Below are 20,271 nucleotides of genomic sequence, written 5' to 3'. Positions count from 1 at the left end.
GTAAGGAGGTCTTCCACAGTTGTTTCAGAATACGAAATGCGAATGCGGACATCAAAACCATGTGGGGACCGTATTGTGCGAATCATGCGGCAAGCCGCTCATGCAGGAGACGCTGGTCACGGACGAGCCGCTGGAGATGCGCTACGACGGCGTGGCGCGGCGATCGCAAAAGGCGAATCCGAACCTGATTGACCGGATCTGGAACTTTTTTTCATCGGTCAAAATTGCGGTCTATCTAATCGTCATTACGTTCGTCGGCGCATCGCTCGGTACGATCTACCCGCAGGAGAGCACGTTCATCAGCGGCGATTTCTCCACGTATTACGAGGATAACTACGGCACGCCCGGCAAGATCTATCAAGCGCTCGGCTTGTCGCACACGTATGAGTCGTGGTGGTTCATCACGCTGCTCGTCATGATCGGCACATCGCTGGTCATCTGCAGCCTGGATCGGGTGCTGCCGCTCTACCGCGCGCTGAAGAAGCAGCAGATTCGCAAGCATCTAAGCTTCATCAAGCGCCAGCGCGTCGCATACGAGGCCGTCGTCGATCAGCCTGGGGCCTTCGTGGACAGGCTGGCCGAGCAATTGAAGCGCAAGCGCTACCGGGTGCACAAGGACAAGGACGGTCTGGCGCTGCTGGCGGAGAAAAACCGCTTCAGCCGCTGGGGGCCCTACATCAATCACATCGGCCTGATCGTCTTCCTGCTGGCGGTGCTGGCCAGGGGCGTGCCGGCCTGGCACATGGACAGCTACATTACGGCGCCGCACGGCGAGGCCGTCCCGATCCCGGATACGAACTATTACCTCAAGAACGAGCAGTTCACGGTCGATTACTACGCCGACGATGAGCTGCCCGAGGCGCTCAAGGGTACGATGCGGGCAAAAAAATACGAGACACAGGCGGTTCTGTATGCGTGCACGGCGAGCTGCGACGATCCTGCTGCGGAGCCGGAGCTGACCGAGCTCAAGCGGCACGACATTCTCGTCAATCATCCGCTCGAGTACGAGGGCATGAGCATCTACCAGTTCGACTTTGACGACACGCCGAAGCTGAAGGCGGTACGGCCGGTGCTGGTGGACAAGCAGACCGGGGAGCGCTACGGGCCCTTCGAGCTGTCCATGACCGAACCGGAGACGTCGTACGCGCTCGGTCCGTACACGCTGGAGCTGCGGCAGCAATTCATGGAATTCGCCATCGGCGACGACGGCAATCCGACAACGCTGTCGCGCGAGCCCAATGCGCCGGCCTTCTTCTTTTTGCTCAAAGGGCCGGGACTGGACGAGGCGGGGGAGACGTACCTTTACTTCCCGCGCGAGGTCGACAAGCTGCGCTTCAGCCAGGACCGCATTAACGGCGACATTGCCGACCGGTTCGAGATCATCGTCGGGACGATGGAGAACGTCGAGCTGACCGAGCCGACGAGCTTTCTCAACGTGCGCGTCGACAAGGCGATGCCGTACGTATGGGTTGGGGCCGGCATTTCGATGCTCGGACTGGTGCTCGGCTTCTATTGGCAGCACCGGCGCGTCTGGCTGCGCTTTGACGCGGATCGGCTGTCGCTGGGCGCGCACACGAACAAAAACTGGTACGGCATGCGCGGCGATGTCGCTTCGGCCATGCAGCACGCAGGCATTACCGTAGAGCCGAAGTCGCTCGATAACGGAGGGAAAAACTTGTGAACAATTTGCTTGCATTCAGCGGCGACGCCTTTGTCGCTGCCTTCTTTCTTTACTGCTTCGGCTTCATCTTCTATGTGATCGCCGTAGCCGGACGCCGGTGGAGCAACCGCGACCCGCAGCAGCATCTGAAGCGCTGGGGACGCATCGCCTTCGTCGTCTCGACGCTGGGCTTGGCCGCTCATCTGACGTTCTTCTTCACGCGCTGGATCGGCGCCAGTCACATTCCGACCAGCAACATGTACGAGTTCATGTCGTTCCTCGGCATGGCCATCATGATTGCCTTTACGGTCATTTTCGCCATCTACCGGACGACGCTGCTGGGCATGTTCGCCCTGCCGCTGACGATTATCATCATCACGTATGCGGCCGTCTTCCCGCAGGAAGTGCAGCCGCTCATACCGGCGCTCGATTCGATCTGGCTGTACATTCACGTCACCACGGCGGCGCTGGGCGAAGCGTTCTTCGCAGTGGGCTTTGCCGCCGGTCTGATGTATTTGCTGCGCGTCATTGATTTCAAGGACCGCTCCAAGGGCGCGCGCCGCCAGCAGCGTTGGGCGGAATTCTCGCTATATGTGATCGTCGTTGTGGTCGCGTTCATCGTGACCGTGTTCGCCTTCCGCGGCGCGGATTATCAGGCCGAATTCCTGCAGGAGACGCTCAGCATCGACAATCGCGGGCAAGAGGTCACGAGCTCCGATACGGTCGAGTACAACATGCCGCCGATCGTCAAGCCGTACAACAGCGACGTCGTGCAGATGGACAGCTTCCTGGGCATGACGCAGCCGCTCCTGGAGACGCCGTCCTGGATGGAGGGCGTGGACGCGGCGCGCAAGCTGAACACCGTGCTCTGGTCGATCATTACCGGCTCGCTGCTGTACGGGCTGCTGCGCCTGGTGCTGCGCCGCCCGCTCGGCGCGGCGCTCCATCCGCTCATGGAAGGCATCGATCCCGACGATCTGGACGAGATTACCTACCGCTCCATCGCGATCGGCTTCCCGATCTTCACGCTGGGCGCGCTGATCTTCGCGATGATCTGGGCGGAGATCGCCTGGTCGCGCTTTTGGGGCTGGGATCCCAAGGAAGTGTGGGCGCTCATCACCTGGCTGTACTACAGCGCGTATCTGCATCTGCGTCTGTCGCGCGGCTGGCAGGGGCAGCGCTCGGCGTGGCTGGCGGTCATCGGCTTCGTCGTCGTCATGTTCACCCTGATCGGGGTCAATCTGGTCATCGCCGGCCTGCACTCGTACGCAGGCGTCTAAAAGTGTGGTGAAAAAGTGCCAGAGTGACCGAAAATGCGTTGGAGAAAAGCATATGCTTTCGACGTACGTTCTTGCAGAACGTTTGAGCGTCCGCCATTTTGCTCCTCGATTCCTTCCTCTGAGAGGTTAAAATTCAAGGGATCGAGGAGGAACGGCGGTCGGAAACGCATTTCGGTCACGTCGGCTATACTTTTCACCACAATACTTATGAACGCTAGAGAGGAGCGAAGCGGGATGTCCGAGCATGTAGAACGGATCCTCGTCGTCGACGACGAAGAACGCATCCGCAGACTGCTGAAGATGTACCTGGAAAAGGAAGGCTATCTGATCGACGAAGCCGAGGACGGCGAGTCCGCGCTGCGGCTGGCCAGCGACAACGATTACGATCTGATTCTGCTCGACGTGATGCTGCCCGGGATCGACGGCATCGAGGTGTGCACCCGCCTGCGCCAGTCCAAGGCGACGCCGGTCATCATGCTGACGGCCAAGGGCGAGGAGATGAACCGGGTGCAGGGCTTCGAGGTCGGGGCGGACGATTACGTCGTCAAGCCGTTCAGCCCGCGCGAAGTAATCTATCGCGTCAAAGCGATCCTGCGGCGCGCCTCTGCGACGGCGTATTTAAGCAAGGAACGCGCGATGACGAACAATATTGTATTCCCGAGCCTCATTATCGAGCATGACGCGCATCGGGTTTCCGCGGGCGGGCAGGAAGTCAGCCTGACGCCCAAGGAATACGAGCTGCTGCATTATTTGGCGATTTCCCCGGACAAAGTATTCTCGCGCGAGGACCTGCTCAAGGACGTATGGAATTACGAGTTTTTCGGCGATCTTCGCACCGTCGACACCCACGTAAAGCGACTCAGGGAAAAGCTGAACAAAGTATCGCCGGAGGCCGCGGCGATGATCACGACGGTATGGGGCGTCGGCTACAAGCTTGAGGTGCCGAAGTAACGATGATCTGGCGGAGCGTAGTCGGCAAGCTGTGGCTCACGATCATCGCGCTCGTGGCGGTCATTCTCATTACGTTAGGCCTTTTCCTGATGCAGTATGTCGACAATGTCTTTTCGGCTTCCTCCTCACACGAGATCAAGGTGCTGTTTGTCTATGTCGGGGTAATCGGATTTTTGCTGACCACGTTTTTTGCTTTTTTTCTGATCACCAAGATCACGCAGCCGCTCGTCCGGCTCAAGGAAGCGGCGGACCAGATCGCTCAGGGCAAGTACGGCATCCGGGTCCCGATCCGCTCCAACGACGAGATCGGCGAGCTCGCCAACACGTTCAACAATATGGGCACCGAACTGGAGGAGCTGATCAAGGACCTGCAGCACGAGAAGGAGCATCTCTCGAGCGTGCTGCGCAGCATGGCCGACGCGGTGGTCACCTTCGATGCGTCCGGGCGCGTCATTCTGACCAATCCGCAGGGCCAGGAGCTGCTGGCGGAATGGAGCGAGCTCGACTGGACGGAGGAGGCCGAGCCGGACTACCGGCCGTTTGGCGAAGTGCCGGTGCCGCTGTATGAGCTGTACCGCACCGTGCTGCGCGAGGGCCGGGACAGCAGCGGCAAGCTGCATGTGCGCGACGGCGTCTGGTCGGTCGTGATGGCGCCGCTCACCTCCAATCAGAGCGTGCGGGGCGCGGTGGCGGTGCTGCGCGAGGTCACCGAGGAGTTCCGGCTGGAGAAGCTGCGGCGCGACTTTGTGGCCAACGTCTCGCATGAGATTCGCACGCCGCTCTCGATGCTGCAGGGCTATAGCGAGGCGCTGCTCGACGACATCGCGGCCTCGCCGGAGGAGCGCGGCGAGCTCGTCCAGGTCATCCATGACGAGTCGCTGCGGATGGGCCGGCTCGTCAAGGATCTGCTCGATCTGGCCCGGATGGAGGCGGGGCATCTGGAGATGCAGCTGCGCGAGGTGGAGATGAACGGCCTGATCCAGCGCGTGCATCGCAAGTTCCAGGTCTACGCCAAGGAGCGCGGCATTCGGCTGTTCTACACGAATCCGGCGCATCCGCTGCTGCTGCAGGCGGCCGACGAGGATCGGCTGGAGCAGGTGCTGACGAATCTGCTGGACAACGCGCTGCGGCATACGCCGGCGGAGGCGGGCATCTACATCACACTGTCCGAGACGACTCAGGACGACAAGCCGTACGCGCAGGTGACGGTCCGGGACGAGGGACAGGGCGTACCGCGCGAGGATCTGCCTTACATTTTCGAGCGCTTCTACAAGGCCGACAAGGCCCGGACGCGCGCCTCCGGCGGCACCGGCCTCGGTCTGGCGATCGTGCGGAACATCATCGAGGCCCATCGCGGCGAGATCGGCGTGGCGAGCACGCCTGGCGAAGGCACGACCTTTACGCTGCTGCTTCCTGTCGAAGCGCCTTGGCATCTGTCCGAGCATGGAAGTTAATCTTGTTGCTCGTGAAACAAAGTCGCCGTCGCGCTTGAACTTGACATTTTACGCGAAATGCACGAACGCCGGTCCTTGGAATCCCTGGGATCGGCGTTTTTTGCGGAACGAAACTCGCACGCCCAAAGGACAGCGCAGCATATTTAAGAAAACGTTAATAATTCGTTTCCGACTGGTTCATATTCAATTGGTAGACTGATACTTAGAAAGCGAAAAGGCGGGATCGCAATGTCGATATCCCTGAAGCTGAAGCTGTCGTTGCTCGGCATGATTATCGTGCCGCAGGTGCTGATCATCATCGTCGCGCTGCTCATCTCTCCGGTCGTGCAGGGCAAGGCCGACCTGCTGCGCGGACACGAGGTCAACCGCGAGCTGCAGATTCGCTTGTCCGAGCTCAATGGCGAATTCGGCTACGTGCTGGACCACGATCCGAGCCGTCTGGAGGACCGGCAGTACATCAGCGGCTTGATCGACCGCTTCGACGAGCTCGGCTCCGGCATTATCGTGCTGAGAGGTGCCGAGCCGGCCGAGTACTCCTCCTGGATCGAGCGGCCGGGCGAATTGGCAGCTCAGACCGCGGAGCAGGAGACAATCAAGCTGGATGGCCGTATGTATTATGTACACCGAGTCGGCTTCACGTATGCCGGCGGCGAGACGGGCGAGATCGTCATGCTCTTCAATTATGAACCGCTGCCCGTCTATCTGCGCCCGCTCATCCTGCTGACCATCCTGGGCTCGGTCATCGTCACCCACCTGGTGCTCAGCTATCTCGTCTCGCGCAGCCTGACGCGGCCGCTGCATCGGCTCAAGGAGGCGGCGGACCAGATGAGCGGGGGCAATCTCGACTTCAACATCACGTCCACCTCGGGCGACGAGATCGGCCGACTCGGGCATGCCTTCGAGAACATGCGTCAACGCCTCAAAGCCTCAATGGATCAGAGTGCGCAATACGAAGCGAACCGCAAGGAGCTGCTCTCGCACATCTCGCATGATCTGAAGACGCCGATCACCGCCATCAAGGGCTATGTCGAGGGCATCCTGGATGGGGTAGCGAACACCGACGAGAAGCGCGAGCGCTATATGCGCACGATCTACCGCAAGGCCGCCGACATGGACAAGCTGATCGACGAGCTGTTCCTGTTCTCCAAGCTGGACCTGAACAAGGAGCCGTTCGAGCTCCAGCCCGTCGAGCTGCGGACCTACTTGAGCGATTATCTGGAGGAGCGCGCATTCGACATGGAGAAGGCGGGCGTGCAGCTTGATTTCACGTATCCGTTCACCGGCGGGGTCTATGTGCTCGCCGACCGCGAGAAGCTGAGCCGCGTGTTGTCCAACATTATTGACAACAGCCTGAAGTACATGCCGGCGGGCGAGCGGAGCGACCCGCCGCGCATCGTCGTCATTCTGTCCGAGCGCCCGGAGGAAGCGGTCGTGGAAATTCGCGACAACGGGCCAGGCGTCGGAGCGGATGTGCTGCCGCATGTGTTCGAGCGTTTCTACCGTGCCGAGCAGTCGCGCAGTCAGAACGGCGGCGGCAGCGGGCTCGGCCTGGCGATCGTACGTCGCATCATCGAGGCGCACGGGGGGAGCGTGCAGGCACAGAGCGTCAAGTCCAGAGGCATGAGCATCCAGTTCAGCCTGCCCAAGACCAAGTCGATGACAGACGGTGGAGGCGTGCAATGAAAAAAATTCTGATTATCGAAGACGAGACCTCGATTGCCGAGCTGGAACGGGATTATCTCGAAATCCACGGCTTTCAGGTCGAGCTGGCGGACAGCGGCGAGCAAGGGCTCGAGCTTGCGCTTGCGCGCGATTTTGACCTGATCGTGCTCGATCTGATGCTGCCGCAGGTCGACGGCTTCGAGATCTGTCGCCAGATTCGCCAGACCAAGGACATTCCGGTGCTGATGGTGACGGCGCGCAAGGAGGAGATCGATAAAATCCGCGGTCTCGGGCTTGGGGCGGACGATTACATGACCAAGCCCTTCAGTCCGGGGGAGTTGGTCGCCCGTGTCAAAGCCCATCTCTCCCGCTACGAGCGTTTGCTCGGCGCGCGGGACGGGCGCAGCGAACAGATTCGGGTGCGCGGCCTGATTATCGACAAGCCGTCCAGGCGCGTCTTTGTCAACGAACAAGAAGCGGTGCTGACCTCCAAGGAATACGAGTTGCTGCAGTTCATGGCGCTCCATCCCAATCGCGTATTCACGAAGGAGGAGCTGTTCGAACGCTTGTGGGGACTGGAATCGTCGGGCGATCTGACGACCGTCACCGTCCATATTCGGCGGATCCGCGAGAAGGTCGAGCGCGATCCGTCCACCCCCGAGTACATCGAAACGATCTGGGGCGTCGGCTATCGCTTCAAGCCTTAGTAACCTGTCATCCGATTAGCCAAAAGACAGACAAGCAGTCAAAGGAGTGGAATGCGAGTGAAAAGCACGATCCGTTTTTCGCTGAAAAACAAGTTTGCCTTATGGATTATGACCCTTATTGTGACCGTTGGCGGATTGTATTCCGGCTTGAACATGAAGATGGAGACGATGCCGGATATCACGATTCCGATTGTCAGCGTCACCACAATCTACCCCGGCGCAACGCCGGAGGAAGTGATGGAAGAGCTCACCCTGCCGATCGAGCAGCGGACGCGCAATCTGTCCGGCGTAACCAACGTCTCGTCCACCTCGATGGAGAACGTGTCCTCGATCGTTATCGAATACAATTATGACAAGGACATGGAGAAGGCCGTCACCGAGGTGAACGAGGTGCTGGCGGAGGTGAGCTTGCCGGACGGCGCTCAAGAGAGCGACGTATCGCGAATCTCGCTCAATGCGTTCCCCGTCATCTCGCTTAGTCTGGCCGACGAGTCGCGTGATCTGGCCGAATTGACCGAGCTTGTAGAGTCGTCCGTGCTGCCGCGTGTGCAGGGGCTGCCTGGCGTAGCCTCGGTCCAAGTATCCGGGCAGCATGTCCAGGAAGCGCAGCTTGCATTTGACAATGCGAAGATGGCCGAGCTCGGGCTGAGCCAGGAGACGGTGCGCGGTCTCATCCAAGGCGCGGCGCTGTCCGTCCCGCTCGGCATTCATCCGCTCGACGGCTCGGAGAAGGCCTTGCTCGTGGACGGCAACATCGTCACGCTGGAGGATCTGCAGAATCTGCCGATCCCGGTCATCCCGAGCGGCGCCGCAGGCGGCGCGCAGTCTGGCGCGGGGCAACAAGGCGGAGGCGCAGCGCCGGATGGCGGCATGAGCGCGCCCCAGGCCGGTGACGGAGCTGGCGCCACGGCGCAGGAAGGCGACGCTGCAGCACAGCAGCAGGATTCCGCCAGTGAGCAAGCCCCACAAGCCGGAGCGATGACCGGCCTGCCGACCGTGCCGCTTGGCGATATCGCCGATATCGAGATTGTCGGCAGCGCCGAGTCGATCTCGCGTACCAACGGCAACGATTCCATCGGCATCTCGGTCGTCAAGGCCGCCGACGCCAATACGGTCGATGTCGTCAACGCGGTGAAAGAAGAAACCGAAGCGATCGCGTCGGAGTTGAACGGCCTGATCGTGGATTTCGCCTTTGACCAGGGCGAGCCGATCGAGGATTCGGTTCACACGATGCTGAACAAGGCGTTGATGGGCTCGCTGTTTGCCATCATCATCATTCTGTTGTTCCTGCGGGATATTCGTTCGACGCTGATCGCAGTCGTCTCGATTCCGCTGTCGATCCTGATCGCGCTGTTGGTCCTCGGTCAGATGGACGTCACGCTCAACGTGATGACGCTCGGGGCCATGACGGTTGCGATCGGCCGGGTCGTCGACGATTCGATTGTCGTCATCGAGAATATCTATCGGCGAATGTCGCTCTCCGGCGAACGGCTCAAGGGCAGCGAGCTGATTCTGGAATCGACACGCGAGATGTTTGTGCCGATTTTGGCTTCTACAATCGTGACGATTGCCGTATTTGTCCCGCTCGGTCTAGTGGAAGGTCCCGTAGGCGAGATCTTCATGCCGTTCGCGCTTACCATTGTGTTCGCACTGCTGGCCTCGCTCCTGGTGGCCGTCACCGTCGTGCCGATGCTGGCGCATATGCTGTTCCGCAAGTTTTTGACGGGCGAACGGCCGCTCAAAAAGGTGCACGAGGATAAACCCGGCCGCATGGCCGAAGGCTACAAAGGCATTCTGAACTGGGCGCTCAACCACAAGCTGATTACGTTCGGCGGCGCGGTCGTCCTGCTGGCAGCGAGCTTCCTGCTCACGCCGCTGATCGGCTTCAGCTTCCTGCCGGCCGACGAGCAGAAAATGATGGTCGTCACCTACAATCCGGCGCCCGGCGAATCGCAGGAAGATGTCGAAGCGATGGCGCTCGAGGCCGAGCAGGCCTTCATGACGCGCGACGGAATCGAAATGCAGCAATATTCCGTCGGCGGCGCGAACCCGATGAATCCGGGCGCGTCCAAGCAGGCGCTGTTCTATCTCAATTACGCCTCCGATTACAAGGGCTTCGAGGACGAGAAGGAAGCCGTGATCGCGCTGCTGCAGGACATGGGCGGCGAAGGCGAATGGAAGCAGCAGAATTTTGCCGGCGGCGGCCTGGGCGGCAGCGGGCTGGCTCTGCAAATCTATGGGCCGGACATGGCTTCGCTCGAACCGGTCGTGCAGCAGGTCATGGACAAGATGGCCGAGCACGACGAACTCACGAATATCGACACGAGCCTGTCGCAGACGTATGATCAATACACGCTCGTAGCGGATCAGGAAAAGCTGGCCCAATACGGCCTGGCTGCCGGTCAGGTGGCGATGGCGCTCAGTCCGGCGCGCGAGCGGCCGGTACTGACGACGATCGAACAGGACGGCAAGCGTCTGAATGTGTATCTCGAAGTCGATCAGGAAAGCTACTCGACCAAGGAAGAGCTGGGAAACGTGACGCTGAATTCGCCGCTCGGCATGGAGGTGGCGATCAAGGACGTCATGACGATCGAGGAAGGGGAATCGCCGAACACGATTACCCGCCAGAATGACCGCGTGTATACCGAGGTGTCCGCTGACGTGACGAGCGCCAATGTGGCCGCGGTGTCCAGCGAGCTCAGCAAGGAGCTTGACGCGCTTGAGCTTCCGGAGCAAGTGGAGATCAGCTTTGGCGGTGTAACGGCGCAGATGAACGACGCCTTTGCCGACTTGGCGATAGCGATGCTGGCAGCGGTAGCGGTCGTCTACCTCGTGCTCGTCATCACCTTCGGCGGCGGATTGACGCCGCTGACGATCTTGTTCTCGCTGCCGTTCACGATTATCGGGGGCCTGGTGGCGCTCTGGATCGCCGGAGAGACGATCAGCGTGACGGCGCTCATCGGCGCGCTGATGCTGATCGGGATCGTCGTGACGAATGCAATCGTGCTGATCGACCGCGTTATTCACAAGCAGAAGGAAGGCCTGTCGGTCCGAGAAGCGCTGCTCGAGGCAGCCGGCACCCGGCTGCGCCCGATTCTGATGACGGCGCTGGCAACAATCGGCGCGCTGCTGCCGCTGGCCTTCGGCTTCGAATCCGGCGGCCTGATCTCCAAAGGACTTGGCGTCACGGTCATTGGCGGTCTCGCCAGCTCGACGCTGCTGACGCTGCTGATCGTGCCAATCGTATACGAGTTCCTGGCTCGCTTCCGCAAGGCGCCGAAGCACGGTCTGGACGAATAGTGGAGATGAATATAGTAATGAATTAAATATGTGCATTGGGAGCCGCCCGGCGTTGTCGGGCGGCTTCTTTAAAATTAAAGATCGGACGACGTGAGCCGTTTCGCACTTGCCATTTGTGGCAGGAGATTGCCGACATAAACGCGAAGTATGGAAGCAAGCATGTCGCATGCTAATCTGATTGAAACGGGGCACGTGAATATGAGACCTGTAAAACGTTCCGCGCTCCGGCTGAAGCTGGGCAAATGGTGGTATACTGGAAGACGGTACGCCGCTTGGGCAACGGGCAGGGAGCGCTTGGCAAAGGTCCGCGATCCCGGCGACGCCGCTTGGCCCTCCACGGTCTTTGAGCATGCCACGCCGCTCTTCCGGGCGCTCAAGGATGTCGAAGACGAGATGCAGCTCGGTAAAGTTCATAATCTGCGCCTGGCGGCTCCACGGCTAAACGGGCTGATGATTCAGCCAGGCGAGACGTTCTCCTACTGGCGCACGATCGGAAAACCTAGCAAGCGAAAGGGCTATCGGCCCGGCATGGTATTATATTACGGGCGGTTCCGTTCCGGGATCGGGGGCGGATTGTGCCAGCTGTCGAATCTGATCTATTGGATGGCATTGCACTCGCCGCTCGAGGTCACGGAGCGTCACCGCCATAGCTACGACGTCTTTCCGGATACGAATCGGACGCAGCCGTTCGGCAGCGGCGCCACCTGCGCCTATAACTATCTGGATCTGCAGCTCCATAATCCGACGCCGCATGCCTTCCGACTGCGGATCGAAGTGACCGACAGCGAGCTGCAAGGCCGATTGGAATGCGAGCGACCGCTGACGCAACGCTATGAGGTGTACGAACGCGAGCATGCGATCGCGCAGGAGGCCTGGGGCGGCTACGTCCGCCGCAATGTCATCGGCCGGCGCTGCCTGGATATGACCGGCATTGTGCTGGAGGATTGCGTTGTGACGTCCAATCAGGCCCTAATGATGTATGCGCCGATGTTATCCGAGCGCGCTGAGCACTAAAAATTCCAGCTTTTTAGGCACTGATGCACCGGGCAGATGAATCCATTTCCGCGCGAGCTGCGTAATAAAGGAAGGTTGACGAAGCGTAACCATACGATGTATAACCATACGAAAGGGAGGAAATACAAATGATTATTTCCACTACGCCCGCCATAGAAGGAAGACCGGTTCAGGATTACGTCGGGGTCGTGACGGGAGAAGCGATCATGGGCGCGAATGTTGTACGCGATTTTTTTGCATCGATTACCGATGTGGTCGGCGGCCGCTCTGGCTCGTACGAGAGCAAGCTGAAGGAAGCGCGCGATATTGCGATCAATGAGATGAAGGATCAGGCGCACCGCATGGGCGGCAACGCCATCGTCGGCATCGATATCGATTACGAGGTCATTCGCGACGGCATGCTGATGGTGGCGGTCAGCGGCACGGCGGTCCGGCTCTGATATGGGACTGTTTGACCGGATGGCGGAGGAAAAAATGGCGGAGGCGGTGCGTCGCGGCGAGCTCGACCGGCTACCCGGTTCGGGAGCGCCGCTGCCGCCGGACGATCTGAAGCATGTGCCTGAGGAGCTGCGTGCGGGCTACCGGATGATGCGCAATGCCGGTATGATCCCGGCCGAGCTGGAGATGAACAAGGAGATCGCCACAATGCAGGACTTGCTAAAGCTGTGCGAGGACGAGGAGCAGCGCGGTGAATTGCGCAAGCGGCTGACGGAAAAGCAGCTGCGCTATCAGCTCCTGCTGGAGCGCCAGGGGCTGGGCGGCACACAGGCTATTCGGACCTATGAGACGAAGCTCACTCAACAACTGACAGGAGAGGATCGACATGCGAACGGAATGGACGCCACAGGAAGTGGAAACGAAGCTGAAGCGCGGCGAAAAGCTCAATCTGATTGACGTGCGGGAGCTGGACGAATGGACGGAGGGGCATATCGCCGAGGCGCGCCATCTCCCGCTCGGTGAGCTGCCGGGGCGGGTCGCCGAGCTGTACGAAGACGAGGATGCGCCGCTCGTGCTGGTGTGCCGCAGCGGCGGTCGCAGCGGCAAGGCGTGCGATTACTTGAGCGCGCAGGGCTACAATCCGATCAACATGCAGGGCGGGATGCTGGCCTGGAGCGGCGGGGTCAAGACCGGAATGTAATGTGACAGCGGCAGCTTCATCACGGAGCCGCGCGCCGGGCAACGACTTGAGAGGAACGGGCGCTATGGACACCTAGCGCCCTTCATGCTATAGTGATGGAGCAAGAGGGATGCCACAATTTCATAGTTTGCGAGGAACAGGTGCCGGTGGGGCGCGTATCGCGCGTACCACGGCTTAATAGGGAAGTCCGGTGAAAATCCGGCACGGACCCGCCACTGTAAAGAAGCCGGCAACAGCCGGCACTGCGCGCGCACAAGGATTGTCACTGGACACGCGATCCGGGAAGACAGCGGCAGCGCACTTCGAGTCAGGAGACCTGCCTGTTCGTCATAACGCTGGAACCCTACGTGGATTTGGGGAGGTGTTGGAGATCGGCTTGGCCGGAGGCAGGCTTGCACGCCCGTGCCGACCATAGACCTGTAGGCTTGACAGACAGCATTTCTGACACAATCGTCGGAAGTGTTTTTTTGTGTTCAAGGAGAATGCAAGAAGCATGCCACGAAGTGCAACGACAATTGAATTGCTTGACGACAAACTAGCGACATGAAATGGAGAAGAGAACCGAATATGAGAAATCCAATCGAAGCCTGGGGCGCCCAGGTCTTATCTGCAAAAAATCTGCGTGCCTGGACGGCGCTGCTGCTCGTCCTGATGATGGCTGTGCTCGCGGCTTGCGGGTCCGACACAACGACGAATAACGATGCCTCCAATGGCAATGCCAATACTGAGCAGGGTCAGCAAGCCGCGCCGGGCAATGCGCAGGAGAACGAAGACGACGCGCAGCAAGCGGAGACGGGCGAAGCGACGTCCGCCGCATATCCGCTGACGGTGACCGATGCGACGGGGACGGAGCTGACCTTCGAGGAAGCTCCGACAACGATCGTCTCGCTCGTCCCGAGCGAGACGGAAATTCTGTTCGCGCTCGGAGCCGGCGAGGAGGTCGCCGGAGTCGACGAGTGGAGCAATTATCCCGAGGCGGCGCTGGACAAGCCCAAGGTGGGCGACATGAGCACCAACATCGAAGCGGTGTCGGCGCTCAATCCCGATCTGGTCGTCGCATCGTCGACGATGAATACAGCGGCGATCGAGCAGCTGCGCGAGCTGGACGTCCAGGTGTTCGCCTCCGACCCCAAAACGCTCGACGAAGTCATCGCGCATATCGGGCAGGTCGGCGATATCATCGGCCGCACGGAGGAAGCCGCCGAGGTGACCGCGCATATGCAGGAGGTGCGCACGCAGGTTGAGACGGCCATAGAGGGCGCGGACACGAAGCGCGTCTACCTCGAGTTCTCGCCGAATTACTCGGTCGGCAAAGGCGAATTCCTGGACGAGCTGATCACGATCGCCGGCGGCGAAAACATCGCTTCGGATCAGCAGGGCTGGTTCGAAATCGACGCCGAGACGATCCTGCAGCGCAACCCAGAGGTCATCATCTATCCGGATTTTGGCGCGGACAATTCGATCCCCGAGCTGATCGCCTCGCGTCCCGGCTGGGAGGAGATCGACGCGGTCAAAAACGACGAGCTGCATGCCGTCACCAACGATCCGCTCGTCCGTGTCGGGCCGCGTCTGACCGATGGCCTGCTGGAGCTGGCCAAAGCCATCCATCCCGAGTTGTTCAACTAGAGCATGAGGCGCAAACTGTACGGCTACGGAGGAGGAGCGCTGCTCCTCCTCGGCGCGTCTGTGCTGCTGGCGCTGTCGATCGGCTCGGCCGGCTTCCCGCCGGCCAAGGTGTGGAGCATTCTGCTGCATCAGCTCGCGCCCGGCGGCGCGGAGCCGCCCTGGACCGCGCTTGAAGAAGCGATTATCGTGCAGGTGCGGCTATCGCGGGTCGTGCTGGCCGTCTTGGTCGGCGCGTGCCTGGCGCTTGCGGGCGCTGGCTTTCAGGGCGTGCTGCGCAATCCGCTGGCCGATCCGTACACGCTGGGCGTCGCCTCGGGCAGCTCCATCGGGGCGGCGTTTCTGATTCTTTTCGGCCTGCAGACATTCATCGGCATGTATTCGATCCCGATTGTCGCGTTCGGTACCGGCGTGCTGACGCTGCTGGCCGTTTTTTGGCTGGCGCGCACCCAGGGCAGACTCGGCGTCGAGACGCTGATCCTCTCTGGCGTCGTCGTACAAGCCTTTTTGAGCGCGTTTGTCTCGTATATGGTGTCGCTCTCGCAGGGCGTCGTCAACGAAATCCTGTTCTGGCTGATGGGCAGTCTGTCCAAGCGCAACTGGGGTCATGTCTCGATGCTCGTGCCGTTCGTCGCGATCGGACTGCCGGTCCTGCTCTACTATGCGCGGGCGCTCAACCTGTTCGTCATCGGCGAGCGTCCGGCCGCGCATCTCGGGGTACGGGTGGAGCGCACCAAGCTGATCGTATTGCTGGCTTCCACACTGCTCACGGCGGCGGCGGTCTCGGTGTCGGGCGTCATCGGCTTCGTCGGTCTCGTCGTGCCGCATGTGATCCGGCTCATGGTCGGACCGGATTACCGGCTGATCGTGCCGCTGTCCGCCATCGGCGGCGGGATCTACGTGCTGTGGGCGGATACGCTGGCGCGTACACTGCTCAGCCCCAAGGAGATTCAGCTCGGAATCGTGACGGCGTTTATCGGGGCGCCATTCTTCGGCTATTTGCTCAAGCGTCGCAAAGCGTCGATCTAGACGATCCAAAGGAGGGAGAACGTGGTGATCGAAGCAACGGAACTGACCAAAACGATCGGCGGCCGGCGCGTGCTGGGACCGGTCAGCTTCGAGCTGCCGGCCAAAGGTATGTACGGCGTAATCGGCCCCAACGGCGCCGGCAAATCGACGCTGCTGTCGCTGCTGTCCGGCGTATTGGCGCCGGATTCCGGGCACTTGTCGCTGCGCGGCCGGCCCTCGACGGATTATCGTCCGCGCGAGCTCGCGCGCTGGGTGGCCGTGCTCGAGCAGGACGGTCTGCCGCGTACGACGTTCTCGGTGCGGGAGGTGGTCGAGATGGCGCGATTTCCGTTTCAGAATTGGCTCGGGGACGAGCCGGGCGATCCCGCCTCTCTGGTCGCCGAGGCGCTGCGGTCGGCAGGGCTGGAGCCATTCGCCGACCGGCGCATGGACCGTCTGAGCGGCGGTGAACGCCAGCGGGTCGCGCTGGCCAAGGTGATCGCGCAGCAGCCGGAGCTGATCCTGCTGGACGAGCCGACCACCTTCCTCGATATCGGGTATCAGGTCCAGCTCCTGGATACGGTGCGCGCCTGGCAGCGCCGACAGAGCTTGACAGTGGTCGCCGTGCTGCACGATCTCAATCTGGCCGCCCAATATTGCGACCGGCTGCTCGTCGTCAAGGACGGCGCAATCGTCGCCGAAGGCACGCCCGAGCAAGTCGTTACGACGGAGATGATCCGCAGCGTCTATGGCACCGATGCGATCGTGCTGCCCCATCCGGTGAGCGGGCGGCCGCAGGTGCTGCTGCAGCCAGCTACAGCCTCTCCGCCGACAGCGGGATTGCCATCGGCTGCAACAGACCTACCAACGGGAAGCGAGGTTGCATATGAGTAACGATGAACAAACGATCCGCGCCGCCGCCGCTACGATCGCGCCGCCCGACGAAGCGGCGATTGCGGCAGCGGCGGCGCGACTGAACAGCCTGACGAAGCCGCCGGGCAGTCTCGGAAGACTGGAGGAGCTGGCGCTGCAGCTGGCCGGGGCCACCGGCTCCGCGCGGCCCGTGCTGGACCGCAAGGCGGTCGTCGTCATGGCCGCCGATCACGGCGTCTGCGCCGAGGGGGTCAGCGCCTACCCGCCGGAGGTTACCGCCCAGATGGTGCTGAACTTCCTGCGCGGCGGCGCGGCGGTCAACGTGCTCGCCGCACAGGCTGGCGCCGACGTGCACTGCGTCGATATCGGCGTCAATGCCGAGCTGTCGCATCCGGGGCTGCTGGCGCGCAAGGTGCGGCCGGGCACTGCGAATATGACGGTCGGACCGGCGATGTCGCGCAGCGAAGCGGCAGCGGCGGTGCGCACCGGCATTGTGCTGGCCGGCGAGCTCGCCGGCCAGGGCTATCGCGTACTGGCGACCGGGGAGATGGGCATCGGCAATACGACGGCCAGCGCAGCGCTGATGTGCGTGCTGGCAGGCTACACACCGGAGCAATCGGTCGGTCTCGGCACCGGCATCGACGAGACGCGCAGGGGCCACAAGATCGAGACGGTGGCCCGCGCCATCGCCTGCAATGCGCCGAAAGCGTCCGATGCGCTGGACGCGCTGGCCAAGGTCGGCGGTCTGGAGATCGCCGGTCTGGCCGGTCTGATGCTCGGCGCGGCGGGGCAGCGGCTGCCGGTAGTGGTGGACGGCTTCATCTCGACGGCTGCGGCCCTGGTCGCGCTGCGGCTGGCGCCCGGTCTGCGCCCGTATCTCATCGCCTCGCATCAATCGGGCGAGCAGGGGCATCGGCTGCTGCTCGAGTCGCTGGGCCTGAGGCCGCCCTTGCAACTGGATATGCGCCTCGGAGAAGGCACCGGAGCCGTGCTGTGCCTGCACCTGCTGGAGGCGGCCGTGCGCGTGTTGGACGAGATGGCGACGTTCGCCGAGGCGGGTGTCTCGGACAAAGACGAGTTAAAGGAGCGGTAGCCAAGTGGCCATACTGGTAACAGGAGGCGCGCGCAGCGGCAAGAGCGGCTTCGCCGAGCGCTACGCGCAGCATCATGCCGCGCGCGGCACGTATATCGCGACAATGCGGCCGCACGACGACGAACTGCGTGCGCGCGTGCGCCGGCACCGCGCCGAGCGAGCGGCGAGCGGCTTCGTCTGGCAGACGATCGAAGCGCCCTCCGATCTCGCCGCGCAGCTCGTCGAGCTAGAAGGCGCATCGGACAGCTGCGTGCTCGTCGACTGTCTCACGCTGTGGCTGACAGACCAGCTGCTGCAGCTGGAGGCGGAGGGCGGTGAGACGTGGAGCGACCGGATGGAGGAGGAGCTGGAGCGGCGCATCGAGCGGTTGGCGAGCGCTGCGGAGCAGGCGCGCGGCCTGCTCATCCTCGTGACCAACGAGGTCGGCTCGGGCATCGTGCCGGCGTATCCGCTCGGCCGCCGTTTCCGCGATGCGGCGGGCAGGCTGAACGCGCGGATCGCGGCCGTGTGCGACGAGGTGTTCCTGGTGACGGCCGGTATTCCGGTGGAGCTGAAGGCCATCGCCTATCGCCTGGACGGCGAGCGGGGTGAAGGTCCGCGATGATCGGGTATTCCCTGCAGGAGCTGCTGCCGATGCTGTGCGCGGCGATTGCGCTCGACTGGCTGATCGGCGATCCGCGGCGCCCCGTCCATCCGGTCATTCGTATCGGACAATTGGCGAGCGTGCTGGAGCGGCGCTTGTACCCGCCGGAAGGCGCCCCGCCGGCCATGCTGCGCAGACGCGGCGCGGTGCTGACGAGCGTGACCGTGCTGGCCTCGGGCGGGGCGGCCTGGGGGCTCGTCTGGGCGGCCGACGCCATCCATCCCTGGCTCGGCTATGCCGTCACGACCTGGCTGATCGCGACCACGATCGCGGTCAACGGCCTGCGTCAGGCCGCCATGCAGGTGTATCGTCCGCTCGTCGCGGGGCGGCTGGACGAGGCGCGGACGTATACCGGCTACATCGTCGGCCGCGATACGGGCGGGCTCGACGCCGCCGGCGCGGCGCGGGCGACGGTCGAGACGGTCGCCGAGAACACCGTAGACGCGTTTGTCGCGCCGATCGTGCTGGCGCTGCTGGGCGGGGCGCCGCTGGCGATGCTGTATCGCGCCGCCAATACACTCGATTCGATGGTCGGCTACCGCAATGCGCGCTACTTGCATTTCGGCTGGGCATCGGCGCGGCTGGACGATGTGTTGAATTATGTGCCAGCTCGCCTGTGCGGCGTGCTGCTGGCGCTGGCGGCCTTGCCGCAGCGGGGACTGTCGGCGACGCGCGCGCTGCGCGCGGTCCGCGTGTTCGCCGCGCGGCATCCGAGTCCCAACAGCGGCATTCCCGAATCGGCGGTCGCCGGTGCGCTCGGCATCGAGCTGGGCGGCCTCAATGTGTACTTCGGGCGTCCGAGCGAGCGGGCCCGGCTCGGCTGGCCGCTGCGCGCGCTGGAGGCGGACGATATTCTGCGCGCGATTCGGTTGTTGTACGGGGTGAGCATCGTCATGTTCGCCGCTTTTGCGGCGGCTGCGGGAGGGGTGATCCGATGGGGATGGTGAATCGCATGGGCCGGTGGCTGCACGCGCTCGGCGCGGCTGTGCAATTTTTGACAGTCGTGCCGTTGCCGTTTCGGCCGGTCTTTGACGAGCGGACTGCTGCGCGCAGTCTTGTTTTTTTTCCGTGGGCGGGCGCGCTGATCGGCGCGGCGACGGCCGCCGCCGCGATCCTGCTGCCGCACGTCCTGCCGCCGCTGCCCGCCGCCGCGCTCGTCCTGATCCTGAGCACCGCGATGACCGGCGCCCTGCATCTGGACGGCTGGATGGATACGGCGGACGGCGTGCTGAGCAGGCGGCCGCGCGCGCGGATGCTGGAGATCATGAAGGACAGCCGGGTCGGCGCGATGGGGGTGGCGGCCGCGGTGCTCTTGCTGCTGCTCAAGTGGTCGCTGCTGGCAGCGCTGCTGGAGCAGCCGATCGGAGCGCCGGGGGCCGTACACCTGGCCGCCGTATTCGTCTGGAGCCGCAGCGCGATGGCGCTCGGCGTCGCAGCGTGGCCGCATGCGCGCGGCAGCGAGGGATTGGCTGCGCTCTATGCGCGAGCGTCCGGCAAGCACGCGCTGCTGGCGCTGCTCGCCGGCGCGCTGCTCGTCGGGGCGGCGTACATGCTGGTCGGCCTGCCGCCGCTGGCGGCGCTCGGCTACACACTGGTCGGCCTGGCGCTGGCCACAGCGGCTGCGAGCGCGCTGGCGCTGTGGCTGAAGGCCAGGCTGGGCGGACTGACCGGCGACACCTACGGCGCCATGAACGAAGCGGCCGAAGCCGCGCTGCTGCTGGCGCTCGTCGCGGTGCCGGCGTCTTAGGATCCTTCACGAAATAACCTAAGATAGCTCATCCATCAGGCGGGCAAACGGACGCACGACAGCTAACGGTTGCCAGCGCGCTTATTTCGATCGATTTCAGGCGATTTCCAGGCTAGTG

General features: G+C 62.5%; 18 protein-coding genes and 1 riboswitch. All 18 genes read left to right on the top strand.

Features of this window, described 5'->3' with window-relative positions; all coding sequences use genetic code 11:
* Nucleotides 1-19: 19 nt before the first annotated feature.
* Complete coding sequence (resB, locus tag IDH44_RS16520) at nt 20-1,681, top strand: cytochrome c biogenesis protein ResB (RefSeq protein ID WP_190919508.1); 1,662 nt, start codon at nt 20-22, stop codon at nt 1,679-1,681.
* A complete protein-coding gene (gene ccsA / locus IDH44_RS16515; RefSeq protein ID WP_190919507.1) occupies nt 1,678-2,940 on the top strand; it encodes a cytochrome c biogenesis protein CcsA in 1,263 nt (420 codons plus the stop codon). Before resB ends, ccsA begins: the two co-directional genes overlap by 4 nt.
* Before the next feature lie 234 nt (nt 2,941-3,174).
* A complete protein-coding gene (locus tag IDH44_RS16510; RefSeq protein ID WP_190919504.1) occupies nt 3,175-3,891 on the top strand; it encodes a response regulator transcription factor in 717 nt (238 codons plus the stop codon).
* Nucleotides 3,892-3,893: 2 nt separating this feature from the next.
* Nucleotides 3,894-5,345, top strand: a complete 1,452-nt coding sequence (locus tag IDH44_RS16505; RefSeq protein WP_190919502.1) for a HAMP domain-containing sensor histidine kinase — start codon at nt 3,894-3,896, stop codon at nt 5,343-5,345.
* Between the two features lie 228 nt (nt 5,346-5,573).
* Nucleotides 5,574-7,028 carry a sensor histidine kinase gene (locus IDH44_RS16500; RefSeq protein WP_190919501.1) on the top strand — a complete coding sequence of 485 codons (1,455 nt, stop codon included), beginning with the start codon at nt 5,574-5,576 and terminating at the stop codon, nt 7,026-7,028.
* The gene (locus IDH44_RS16495) at nt 7,025-7,714 is read left to right on the top strand and encodes a response regulator transcription factor (protein ID WP_190919499.1); all 690 of its coding nucleotides are present in this window, start codon (nt 7,025-7,027) and stop codon (nt 7,712-7,714) included. Before IDH44_RS16500 ends, IDH44_RS16495 begins: the two co-directional genes overlap by 4 nt.
* A gap of 51 nt (nt 7,715-7,765) precedes the next feature.
* Nucleotides 7,766-11,014, top strand: a complete 3,249-nt coding sequence (locus IDH44_RS16490) for an efflux RND transporter permease subunit (protein WP_190919497.1) — start codon at nt 7,766-7,768, stop codon at nt 11,012-11,014.
* Nucleotides 11,015-11,212: 198 nt separating this feature from the next.
* On the top strand, nt 11,213-12,028 hold the full coding sequence (locus IDH44_RS16485) for a VanW family protein (protein ID WP_190919495.1): 816 nt from the start codon (nt 11,213-11,215) through the stop codon (nt 12,026-12,028).
* A gap of 128 nt (nt 12,029-12,156) precedes the next feature.
* Entirely contained in the window at nt 12,157-12,468 is a 312-nt protein-coding gene (locus IDH44_RS16480) for a YbjQ family protein (protein WP_190919493.1), read from the top strand.
* Between the two features lies 1 nt (nt 12,469).
* A complete protein-coding gene (locus IDH44_RS16475; protein ID WP_223869747.1) occupies nt 12,470-12,922 on the top strand; it encodes a DnaJ family domain-containing protein in 453 nt (150 codons plus the stop codon).
* On the top strand, nt 12,879-13,166 hold the full coding sequence (locus tag IDH44_RS16470) for a rhodanese-like domain-containing protein (RefSeq protein WP_397326794.1): 288 nt from the start codon (nt 12,879-12,881) through the stop codon (nt 13,164-13,166). The genes IDH44_RS16475 and IDH44_RS16470 overlap by 44 nt, the downstream gene beginning before the upstream one ends.
* 121 nt (nt 13,167-13,287) lie before the next feature.
* A riboswitch (cobalamin riboswitch) is annotated at nt 13,288-13,504 on the top strand.
* Nucleotides 13,505-13,733: 229 nt separating this feature from the next.
* Complete coding sequence (locus IDH44_RS16465) at nt 13,734-14,792, top strand: ABC transporter substrate-binding protein (protein ID WP_223869746.1); 1,059 nt, start codon at nt 13,734-13,736, stop codon at nt 14,790-14,792.
* Nucleotides 14,793-14,795: 3 nt separating this feature from the next.
* Entirely contained in the window at nt 14,796-15,818 is a 1,023-nt protein-coding gene (locus tag IDH44_RS16460) for a FecCD family ABC transporter permease (protein WP_190919490.1), read from the top strand.
* Nucleotides 15,819-15,842: 24 nt separating this feature from the next.
* Nucleotides 15,843-16,691: an ABC transporter ATP-binding protein gene (locus IDH44_RS16455; RefSeq protein WP_190919488.1), complete on the top strand. Its 849-nt coding sequence runs from the start codon at nt 15,843-15,845 to the stop codon at nt 16,689-16,691.
* Nucleotides 16,684-17,763: a nicotinate-nucleotide--dimethylbenzimidazole phosphoribosyltransferase gene (cobT, locus tag IDH44_RS16450; RefSeq protein WP_190919486.1), complete on the top strand. Its 1,080-nt coding sequence runs from the start codon at nt 16,684-16,686 to the stop codon at nt 17,761-17,763. The genes IDH44_RS16455 and cobT overlap by 8 nt, the downstream gene beginning before the upstream one ends.
* Before the next feature lie 4 nt (nt 17,764-17,767).
* Nucleotides 17,768-18,367, top strand: coding sequence for a bifunctional adenosylcobinamide kinase/adenosylcobinamide-phosphate guanylyltransferase (cobU, locus tag IDH44_RS16445; protein WP_190919484.1), 600 nt, complete (start codon nt 17,768-17,770; stop codon nt 18,365-18,367).
* On the top strand, nt 18,364-19,353 hold the full coding sequence (gene cbiB, locus IDH44_RS16440) for an adenosylcobinamide-phosphate synthase CbiB (protein ID WP_190919482.1): 990 nt from the start codon (nt 18,364-18,366) through the stop codon (nt 19,351-19,353). Before cobU ends, cbiB begins: the two co-directional genes overlap by 4 nt.
* Entirely contained in the window at nt 19,341-20,153 is an 813-nt protein-coding gene (gene cobS / locus IDH44_RS16435) for an adenosylcobinamide-GDP ribazoletransferase (RefSeq protein ID WP_223869745.1), read from the top strand. Before cbiB ends, cobS begins: the two co-directional genes overlap by 13 nt.
* Nucleotides 20,154-20,271: the final 118 nt, after the last annotated feature.

This window comes from Paenibacillus sabuli, assembly GCF_014705605.1.
GTDB classification, from domain to species: Bacteria; Bacillota; Bacilli; order Paenibacillales; family Paenibacillaceae; genus Paenibacillus_D; species Paenibacillus_D sabuli.
This window is presented reverse-complemented; position numbering and strand designations above follow the sequence as displayed.

Bases quoted from the DNA above. Each gene is read 5' to 3' on its own strand.
- cbiB (WP_190919482.1), top strand. From the start codon at position 18,364: ATGATCGGGTATTCCCTGCAGGAGCTGCTGCCGATGCTGTGCGCGGCG.
- IDH44_RS16490 (WP_190919497.1), top strand. From the start codon at position 7,766: ATGCGAGTGAAAAGCACGATCCGTTTTTCGCTGAAAAACAAGTTTGCC.
- IDH44_RS16495 (WP_190919499.1), top strand. From the start codon at position 7,025: ATGAAAAAAATTCTGATTATCGAAGACGAGACCTCGATTGCCGAGCTG.
- cobS (WP_223869745.1), top strand. From the start codon at position 19,341: ATGGGGATGGTGAATCGCATGGGCCGGTGGCTGCACGCGCTCGGCGCG.
- IDH44_RS16485 (WP_190919495.1), top strand. From the start codon at position 11,213: ATGAGACCTGTAAAACGTTCCGCGCTCCGGCTGAAGCTGGGCAAATGG.
- IDH44_RS16465 (WP_223869746.1), top strand. From the start codon at position 13,734: ATGAGAAATCCAATCGAAGCCTGGGGCGCCCAGGTCTTATCTGCAAAA.
- cobT (WP_190919486.1), top strand. From the start codon at position 16,684: ATGAGTAACGATGAACAAACGATCCGCGCCGCCGCCGCTACGATCGCG.
- IDH44_RS16475 (WP_223869747.1), top strand. From the start codon at position 12,470: ATGGGACTGTTTGACCGGATGGCGGAGGAAAAAATGGCGGAGGCGGTG.
- IDH44_RS16480 (WP_190919493.1), top strand. From the start codon at position 12,157: ATGATTATTTCCACTACGCCCGCCATAGAAGGAAGACCGGTTCAGGAT.
- IDH44_RS16505 (WP_190919502.1), top strand. From the start codon at position 3,894: ATGATCTGGCGGAGCGTAGTCGGCAAGCTGTGGCTCACGATCATCGCG.
- IDH44_RS16460 (WP_190919490.1), top strand. From the start codon at position 14,796: ATGAGGCGCAAACTGTACGGCTACGGAGGAGGAGCGCTGCTCCTCCTC.
- IDH44_RS16510 (WP_190919504.1), top strand. From the start codon at position 3,175: ATGTCCGAGCATGTAGAACGGATCCTCGTCGTCGACGACGAAGAACGC.
- IDH44_RS16500 (WP_190919501.1), top strand. From the start codon at position 5,574: ATGTCGATATCCCTGAAGCTGAAGCTGTCGTTGCTCGGCATGATTATC.